At 56.2% G+C, this 1157-nt stretch carries 1 pseudogene; it reads left to right on the forward strand.

Features of this window, described 5'->3' with window-relative positions:
- Window positions 1-1157: pseudogene (locus C5471_RS23295) on the forward strand (hemagglutinin repeat-containing protein); the annotation flags it as partial.

The raw sequence follows: 1157 nt of genomic DNA on the forward strand, positions 1-1157 counted from the left end.
GGCGGCCAGTTAGTGGCGCGGGAAATCCACTTCACGACGCCTGACATCTCTAACGAACGGGGAAAAATTAACCAGACCGGTCCCGGTGAACTGACGCTTAACACGCGCACCCTGAATAACGGTGGCGGTACCCTGTTCAACCAAGGCAAACAGCTCACGATAACCACTGACACACTTAACAACCAGCAGGGCAACATCGCCAGTCAGGGCGAGGACCTGCATCTCACCGCACATCAGGTGGATAATACTCAAGGCACGGTGCAACTGGCGGGCAACGGGACACTGTCGCTCAACACCCAACGGTGGCTGGGCAATCAGGGCAAACTGCTGACCAATGGCACCCTGACGATACAGGCCGGTGAACTGCAACTCAACCACGCTGAAACTCAGGCCGGGCAGATGACCGTCAATGCGGACACCCTGAGCCATCAGGGCGGACTGATGCAACAGCGGGGCAAGGATAACCTGGCCCTCACCGTGAATACCCTGGATAACCAGGGGGGCAGGATTGAAGGTAACGGCAACCTGACCCTTGAGGCCACTACCGTAGATAACCGTAGTGGTCACCTGGTGGCCGCTAAAAATGGCAATTTGACACTGACGATGAAGGACCAGTTGAATAATCAGGCGGGGCGTTTGGAGGCCGGTCATGCTCTCCGACTCACTTCAAGGTGGCTGAATAATGAACAGGGGAGTATTGTGGCGACCGGCGACCGGGCCACCCTGACGGTCGGGAAAAGCATCGAGAATACCAATGGACGCATTGAAGCCAAAACCCGGCTGACCACACACAGTCAGGCACTGAATAATACTCAGGGGAAATTACTGGCCCAGCACATTGACAGCCAAACGGGCGGACAGGCGTTTACCAACACCGCCGGTCAGGTCATCGCCCAGGAAACGTTGACGCTGAACAGCGGTGAGCTGAATAACACTGCGGGGCAATTGCAATCCGGTGGGAATATGGCCGTGGATACCCACGGACACAAACTCATCAACAAAAATAATGAGCAGAAAAACCAAAAAGGGGGCCTGCTATTGAGTGGCAGGCACCTGACCCTGCGCACCGGCGATGTTGATAACACCGGCGGAATGATAGCGGCGGACGGCAAAACCACCCTGACCAGCACCGTGCTCACCAATACGCAGGGACAGAT

It is taken from the genome of Photorhabdus tasmaniensis (genome assembly GCF_011189505.1).
In the GTDB taxonomy this organism is placed as follows: domain Bacteria; phylum Pseudomonadota; class Gammaproteobacteria; order Enterobacterales; family Enterobacteriaceae; genus Photorhabdus; species Photorhabdus tasmaniensis.